Source organism: Pseudomonadota bacterium (assembly GCA_010028905.1).
GTDB lineage: Bacteria > Vulcanimicrobiota > Xenobia > RGZZ01 > RGZZ01 > RGZZ01.
This window is the reverse complement of sequence record RGZZ01000287.1, coordinates 1-6,719: the sequence shown is the minus strand read 5'-3', so window position 1 is coordinate 6,719 and position 6,719 is coordinate 1. Positions and strand designations below refer to the sequence as shown.

The 6,719-nt window shown below is 69.1% G+C and carries 7 protein-coding genes; 6 read left to right on the top strand and 1 reads right to left on the bottom strand.

From position 1 onward, the window contains the following. The first annotated feature begins 7 nt into the window (after window positions 1-7). The 4 genes from EB084_17015 (at window position 8) to lipB (ending at window position 4,574) form a co-directional block, all read left to right on the top strand. Complete coding sequence (locus EB084_17015) at window positions 8-337, top strand: hypothetical protein (GenBank protein ID NDD29959.1); 330 nt, start codon at window positions 8-10, stop codon at window positions 335-337. Window positions 338-339: 2 nt separating this feature from the next. Next, complete coding sequence (locus EB084_17010) at window positions 340-2,250, top strand: hypothetical protein (GenBank protein ID NDD29958.1); 1,911 nt, start codon at window positions 340-342, stop codon at window positions 2,248-2,250. 164 nt (window positions 2,251-2,414) lie between these two features. Beyond that, window positions 2,415-3,881: a hypothetical protein gene (locus tag EB084_17005; GenBank protein NDD29957.1), complete on the top strand. Its 1,467-nt coding sequence runs from the start codon at window positions 2,415-2,417 to the stop codon at window positions 3,879-3,881. Window positions 3,882-3,902: 21 nt separating this feature from the next. Beyond that, the gene (gene lipB, locus EB084_17000) at window positions 3,903-4,574 is read left to right on the top strand and encodes a lipoyl(octanoyl) transferase LipB (GenBank protein NDD29956.1); all 672 of its coding nucleotides are present in this window, start codon (window positions 3,903-3,905) and stop codon (window positions 4,572-4,574) included. Here the strand turns inward: lipB and EB084_16995 are convergent. Beyond that, window positions 4,562-5,470: a rhomboid family intramembrane serine protease gene (locus EB084_16995; GenBank protein NDD29955.1), complete on the bottom strand. Its 909-nt coding sequence runs from the start codon at window positions 5,468-5,470 to the stop codon at window positions 4,562-4,564. The genes lipB and EB084_16995 overlap by 13 nt on opposite strands. 157 nt (window positions 5,471-5,627) lie before the next feature. On the opposite strand from EB084_16995, the gene EB084_16990 reads away from it, so the two are divergent. Beyond that, window positions 5,628-6,098, top strand: coding sequence for a M67 family peptidase (locus EB084_16990; protein ID NDD29954.1), 471 nt, complete (start codon window positions 5,628-5,630; stop codon window positions 6,096-6,098). Next, on the top strand, window positions 6,095-6,719 hold a 625-nt coding region (locus EB084_16985; GenBank protein NDD29953.1), incomplete at its 3' end, for a hypothetical protein. The genes EB084_16990 and EB084_16985, both read left to right, overlap by 4 nt.

The following is a 6,719-nucleotide window of genomic DNA, read 5'->3' as shown; positions in this document are numbered from 1 at the left end:
GATTGCGGTGCTCGTGCCCACCTCGAGCGATACCGTCACCGTTGCGGGTGCGCCGCCCGTGATCACGGTGGCTGCCGCGGCGCTGCGCGCCGAGGGGAGCGAGGTGTGGCTGCGGGCCGCCGTGCGCGATGTCGTGCCGCGCGAGAGCGAGAACGGGATCACGTCTGCCCGTTGTGTCGTTGTCGACGCGAGCGGCAGCCTCGTCGCTACCATGAAGCATCCGCGAGAGGCGGATCTCACACTCCTCGAATCGGGGAAGGTCGTGCTTCTCAGCGGGCGCGTGCGAACGTCTCGCGGGTCGCCCGGCATCGCGCTGCGGGTCGTGGCGGAGCCCTGATCATGTTGTGGCTGGTGCTCTTCACCCTCCTGGGATTTCTCGTGGGTGCCTTGACGGGGCTTCTTCCGGGGCTTCATGTCAACGTCACGGCCGCCTTCCTGGCAGCCGCGGCGGGGACGCTCACCGCCATTGGAATCTCACCGCTTGCGGCCGCCGCCTTCGTGGTGTCGCTCACGGTGACCCATGTCTTCTTCGATGTGGTACCCACCGTGTTTCTCGGGGTTCCGGGGGATGAGACCTATGCGCTGCTGCCCAGCCAGCGCCTCGTGCTGCGCGGCCAGGGACTGACCGCCGTCTATCACGCGCTCCACGGCAGCTGGGGGGGACTTGTGGGGGCCTGCGCGCTTATGCTGGTCGGGCTTGCGGCCGGGCGCGCGGTGCCCGTCGCGGAAGCAGCGCTCGCCCCCATCATGGGAGGGGTGCTCCTTGCCGTCTCCGCGATGCTCGTGCTGTCTGATCGTCATCGCGGATGGGCGCTCGTCGTCTTCATGTCGAGCGGCCTGCTCGGACTCGTCGTGTTCGCCACCCCTCTTGTCGCTCGCGACGGGGCCTTCACGGTGCTGTTCCCGGCGCTGGGGGGGCTCTTCGGAACGAGTGGCCTTGTGCTCTCGCTGCTCTCGCAGGAGGGAGAGCTTCCGCCTCAGGAAGACGTGGGGCTTCCGCCCCTCGATCGCCGTGCGGTGCTCGCGGGAACCGTGGGCGGCGCGGCGAGCGGATTGCTCCCCGGCCTCGGGTCAGCCAACATCGCGGCCCTGCTCGCGCTGCGCGGACGAGAGTCGGCGTACCTTCAGGCTGTCGCCGCCGTGAGCGCCAGCGACCATCTGTTCAGCATCGGGGCGCTCGTTCTCATCGGCCACGCCCGCAGCGGCGCGGCGTCGGCCATCGAACAGATGACCCGCCTCGACGCCGCTGGCCTGGTCGCGCTCTGCGCGGTGGCGCTGCTGGTGGGGGCTGCGTGCCGATGGCTGCTGTCTTGCGGTGCGCCCCGTGTCGCTTCGCGTGTGCGCGACCTGCCGCACTGCGCGCTCACGGTCGCGGTGCTCACGTTCATCACCGCGCTCGTGGGGCTGACCACCGGACCCTGGGGGATCGTGGTTCTGGCCACATCTACCGCCCTCGGACTCGTTGCGCCCCTCTCGGGCACCCGCAGAGCACACGCCATGGGCATGTTCCTGCTTCCGGTGTCGCTCGGTTACCTGGGGTGGGAGGGGGCTGTCGTGGCGGCCCTCGGTCTCGGGCAGGTAACGGTGCCGCACACAGCGGTGGGGGGCGCAGCCGCGGCCCTCTCCGTCGTAGTCGCGCTGGGGTTGGCCGTCAGCGCCGGATGCGTGATGGGTCGGCGCTGGCGCCTTGCGCTTGGCGCTGCAGCGCTGGCCGTGGTCTCGGTGGGCGTGCTGCTGAGCGCGCTTCCGGACCGGCTCGATCTGGGAGGCGCTTCGGGTGTCGTGCTGCGCGTGAAGGATGGAGACACGCTGGTGGTGCGATCTGACGGGGCGGAGATGACGGTGCGCCTCGTCGACATCGACTGCCCCGAGAAGGCGCAGGCCTTTGGTCGGCAGGCGCGCGAACGCGTCGAGGCCCTGACGGGGCGGGGACGCGTGACCGTGCGTGTGGCGGGGCGCGATCGCTATGGTCGGTTCCTGGCCCGCGTCGAGCTGGCCGACGGGACCCAGCTGAACCGCCGTCTCGTGGAAGAAGGTCTGGCCTGGAGGTTCGACCGCTACTGCGATGACCCGCAGCTGCTTGCGCTGCAGCGCAAGGCGCAGGCGGAGAGACGGGGGCTCTGGGCTGACCCGTCTCCCTTGCCGCCGTGGGAGTTCCGGCACGGGAAGGGCGGTCGACCCTCGCCGGACGAGACGACAGAAGACGCGGAAGCGCCGCCGTCTCCATCTCCGGCGGCTGGCGCGCGCTGATGACGGACGCCGCCGTGCGCGTGCGCGCGCGCCGCGGTGTCGCCGGATGTTCACGTCGTGGCAACAAGTTGTCAATGGAACCTGACGAGGGGGCGTGCTATCGTGTGGCCACTTCGCGGCGCCCTCACAGGCCGCCGCCGCCAGATAGAGAGAGGTAGCCATCCATGCCAGCTCCCGTGGGCCGTGGGGTCCCCCCGACGCCGATCTTCGACTTCGCGCGTCTCCAGAAGATTGCCAGTCTCGTCTCCGGCCACGCGTTCGCCATGTCGGAATCCCGGTCCCGGGAAGAGGCCGCACCCGCGCAGGGCAGTGAGCCCCGCGACGTCATCGTGATGCGTCCCGAGGGCCTCTTCAAAGCCAGCTTGGAGGGCGCGGCCGAGGTGCGCGGCGAGCTCGTGCGTCAGGGGGTGGCCGTGGGCGACGCCCTGGCGCCGATCTGCGGCGTGACCGCTCGGGTGAGCGAAGGTCAGGTGGCTGAGCTCGAGAAGGCAGGCTACGCGGTGTTCGATGACGCGCCGCTCTCTCTTGTCCCAGGGTTCCCGAGCCGCGTGGTCGCGACGCCGGCGGCGGGCGACGATGACGTGTCGATGCCCAAGGTCGACCCCGTTGCCCTCACCCATTCCGACGCGGTGCAGCGCCAGGGCGTGACGGGCAAGGGGCAGGTGGTCGCCGTCATCGACTCGGGCTTCCAGCACCCGTCGACCCCGCTCGTCGCCTGGAAGGACTTCGTTGACGGTTCGAGCACCCCCGTCGATCCGGTGGGTCACGGCACCCACGTCGCGGGCGACGTGCGTCAGATCGCGCCAGAGGCGGGGCTTGTGGGCATTCGCGTGATGAACGCCCAGGGCCAGGGCCGTCCCTCTGACATCATTCGCGGCCTGCAGTGGGCCATCGAGAACAAAGAGCGCTACAACATCAGCGTCATCAACATGTCGCTCGGAGGTGAGCCGACGGGCACGCCGAGCAGCCAGAATCCCATCGACCGCGCGGTGGTGGCCGCCATCCGCAAGGGCATCACCGTGGTGAGCGCGGCCGGCAACAGCGGACCGGAGAGCCACACCATCGGCTCTCCCGCCGATGAGCCGCTCGGCATCGCCGTGGGATCGGGCCGGGACAGCAAGACGGTGAGCGACTTCTCGAGCCGCGGCCCGACCGATGATGGCCTCTCGAAGCCGGACGTGGTTGCGCCCGGAGAGTTCATCGTCTCGTGGAACGTGCCGGGTTCGCAGCTCGACAAGACCGCCACGGTCATCGAGGGCATCCGGCATATGACAGATGATCAGCTGGTGAAGCTGCTGCGGGCGAAGCCGCAGCTCATCGAGGCGCTCGGCCTCCCCGCCGACGTGCTCTCTCTCCCCCCGGATGAGCGGCTTCGCACCGTGCATCAGGTTCTGCCTCCCATCTACAAGCCGGACGCCGACCATCTGGCGGGTCCTGGAACCTCCTTCGCCGCGCCCCTCGTGGCGGGGATCGTGGCCGACCTGAGATCGGCTAGCCCCTCGCTGACGCCGCAGAAGGTGAAGGACGTTCTCACCGCCACGGCTGATCCCATGGATGCGCGCTTCGGCCGCAACGACCAGGGGGCCGGTTTCGTCAACGCCGAGAAGGCGCTGGCCGCGGCAAAGGCCTGAGACCCGCGAGATGAGGCCCGCGTGAGACTGGAAGTGATTCGCGCGGGCCTCGTCGCGTATGATGAGGCCCTTCGCTGGCAGGAACGCCTTGTCGAGGAGCGCCTGGCCGGCGGCCCCGACCGCCTCGTTCTGCTGACCCATCCCGCGGTCGTCACGCTGGGGCGAGGGGCGGAGGCTGAGCACGTGCTCGCCTCTCCTGAAGGGCTCGCCGCGCGGGGCGTCGAGATCCACGAGACGCCGCGTGGGGGAGATGTCACGTGGCACGGGCCGGGCCAGCTGGTTGCCTATCCCGTTTTTGGGCTGCCGCCAGAGCGCCGCAACGTGAAGCGATATGTGACCGATCTCGAGGAGGTCGTCATCCGGACCCTGCGCGCGTTCGACATCGAGGCGCAGCGCGTCGATGGTCTGCGCGGCGTCTGGGTCGGACGTGAGAAGATCGCGGCCATCGGCGTGCGCATCTGGCGCTGGGTGACCAGCCATGGCCTGGCCCTGAACGTTTCGCCGGATCTCTCGTTCTTCGGGCTGATTGTGCCCTGCGGCATCTCTGATCGCGGGGTCACCAGCCTGGCCGCCCTGCTTGCGTCCCCGCCATCGATGGAGATCGTGCAGTCACACCTGCTGCAGGCGTTCATCGACGTGTTCGGCTACACCGAGGTTGCGCAGCGCGATGCGTCGCCGCGCTACGATCGGTAGTCGTCGAGACGCAGCACGTCGCCTTCCCGGGACTTCAGGATCTGGCTGTGCCGCGCAAGCACCTCGCGCTCGTCTCGCGTGAGGCTCTCCATGCCTTCTCGGCTGATCTTGTCGAGAATGTCGTCGGCGCGTCGCTGAATGGCAAGCTCCTCGGCCGACGCGGCGACCACGGCGACGCTCTTCGGCGCCGTCTTGGTGGGGAGCGTGGAGACCGATGCACCCCCACCTCCCGGACGAGGTAGGGTCGGACGAGCGGGGCGCCGCGTTGGGGCCACGCCGGGGAGCCGTGCGCTCCGGGGCGCGTCGCCAAAGGTGCGCTTCCACCACTGCACCACGCGCCACGAGAAGCGCACGTAGAGGTAGCCGGTTGCGGCGCCTCCGAGATGTGCCCAGGTCGATGAGGCTGAGCCGGGCTGCACGATCATGGCCATCTCGATGAAGATGAAGAGCCCCACCATATGAGGCGCGCGCATCGGGATCATGCCGAAGAAGAGAATCACCGCGTCCGGGAAGAGGCACGCGAAGGCCACCATGACGCCGAACACGGCACCACTGGCGCCGAGCAGCGCGTAGCCGGGGTCGAGGATGAAGGCACAGAGGGCTGCGCCGAGGCCGCACAGCACGTAGAACCCGGCGAAGCGTCTCGTACCCCACGCCGACTCCACCTCGCCCCCGAAGAAATAGAGCGTGAGCATGTTCATCACGACGTGCCAGGGGTTGGTGCTGTGCACGAACATGTACGTGACGAGCTCCCAGACGTGGCCCTGTCGCAGGACGTCTGCTGGCACGAGCATGAGCGCACGGGTGAAGGCCGCGGGCAGCAGCAGCTGGGCGACGTATACGCCCGTCGTCAGCGCGATGATGAACTTGACGGCCGGAGTGAGGCGCGGCATCATACCTTGTGTTTACCCCAGGAACGCGGTTCGCAACGTCGGTGCGCAACGCCGCCGGAGAGGGCGGGACGCACCGTAGAGACGGGCGCGCGCGGCGGCGCGCCTCGACAAGAGTTCAACGAACCGCCCCGCGCACTCCTGCGGTCGAGCACGTCGCGCCGTGCGCGTGCGACAATGGCGCGGAGGATTCGTTCGATGGAAGACGGAACCCATCATCATCATGCGGCTCTCTCTCCAGGCACGACGTGACGTCGAGCACCACGGTCGCGAGACCTATCCTGCCGAGTGCTGTGGCTTCCTCATCGGGCGCAGGCACGCGGAGGGGGCTGCCCACCGCGTGCATCGCCTCGAGAACGTGCACCCGAGCGATCGACGTCATCGGTACGCCATCGATCCACTTGCGTGGCTGCGCGTCGAGCGTGAGCTGTCTCCCGCCGAAGCGGTGGTCGCGGTCTACCACTCACATCCTGATCGCCCCCCGGTGCCCTCTGAAGCCGATCGCGAGGCCGCCGACCCGGGGCTCTCGTACGTGATCGTGTCGCTTCGTCGGGGAGAGGTCGAAGCGATGCGGGCGTGGAGGCTGTGCTCGCGGCGGCGGATGTTCGACGAGGAGAGCGTGGACGTTCTGTGAAGCAGGCATTCGTGGTGACCCAGGGGCCGGGAACAGAGGCGCTGGCGAACGTCTACGCCAGTGCGCGTGAGGCGCTTCGCGCCGGGCACAAGGTCTTCGTCTTCGCTGACGTCGACGGCGTGAAGGCCATGCGCGGCACCAACGATCTCGACGGTCACGACCTCTCGGCGCTGCAGAGCCTGGGCGCGACGGTCACGCTCTGTCGCCTCTGCGTGATGCGTCAGGGGCTCGATCTCGACCCGCTCGTCGTTGCCACCGCGCGCACCGGAGACATCGACGACCTGTCGCGCATGCTCGCCGAGAGCGGGGGCGACGGCTGCGACTCGAACATGCGCCACATCGTCGTCTCGCTGAGCGCTGCACTCGGGGAGAACGAGCCGGATCGCACGACGGAAGGTCTGCGGGCGGCGGTCGGGCTCGTGCGCTCGACCGAGTGCCACGATGTGGAGATCGTGCTCGAAGGAGGCGCCAGTGCGGCGCTCGCGAGCACGGCGCCGGAGATCGTCGCCATGCTCAGCCAGCTCCGCGCGGCGGGGGTGCCCCTCTTCGAAGCGGCTGCCGACGGCGGGTGCGCCGACGAGACCGAGAAGGTCGAGCCCGCGTCGCTCGAGGCGCTTCTCG

Bases quoted from the DNA above. Each gene is read 5' to 3' on its own strand.
- EB084_17010 (NDD29958.1), top strand. From the start codon at position 340: ATGTTGTGGCTGGTGCTCTTCACCCTCCTGGGATTTCTCGTGGGTGCC.
- EB084_17005 (NDD29957.1), top strand. From the start codon at position 2,415: ATGCCAGCTCCCGTGGGCCGTGGGGTCCCCCCGACGCCGATCTTCGAC.
- EB084_16995 (NDD29955.1), bottom strand. From the start codon at position 5,470: ATGATGCCGCGCCTCACTCCGGCCGTCAAGTTCATCATCGCGCTGACG.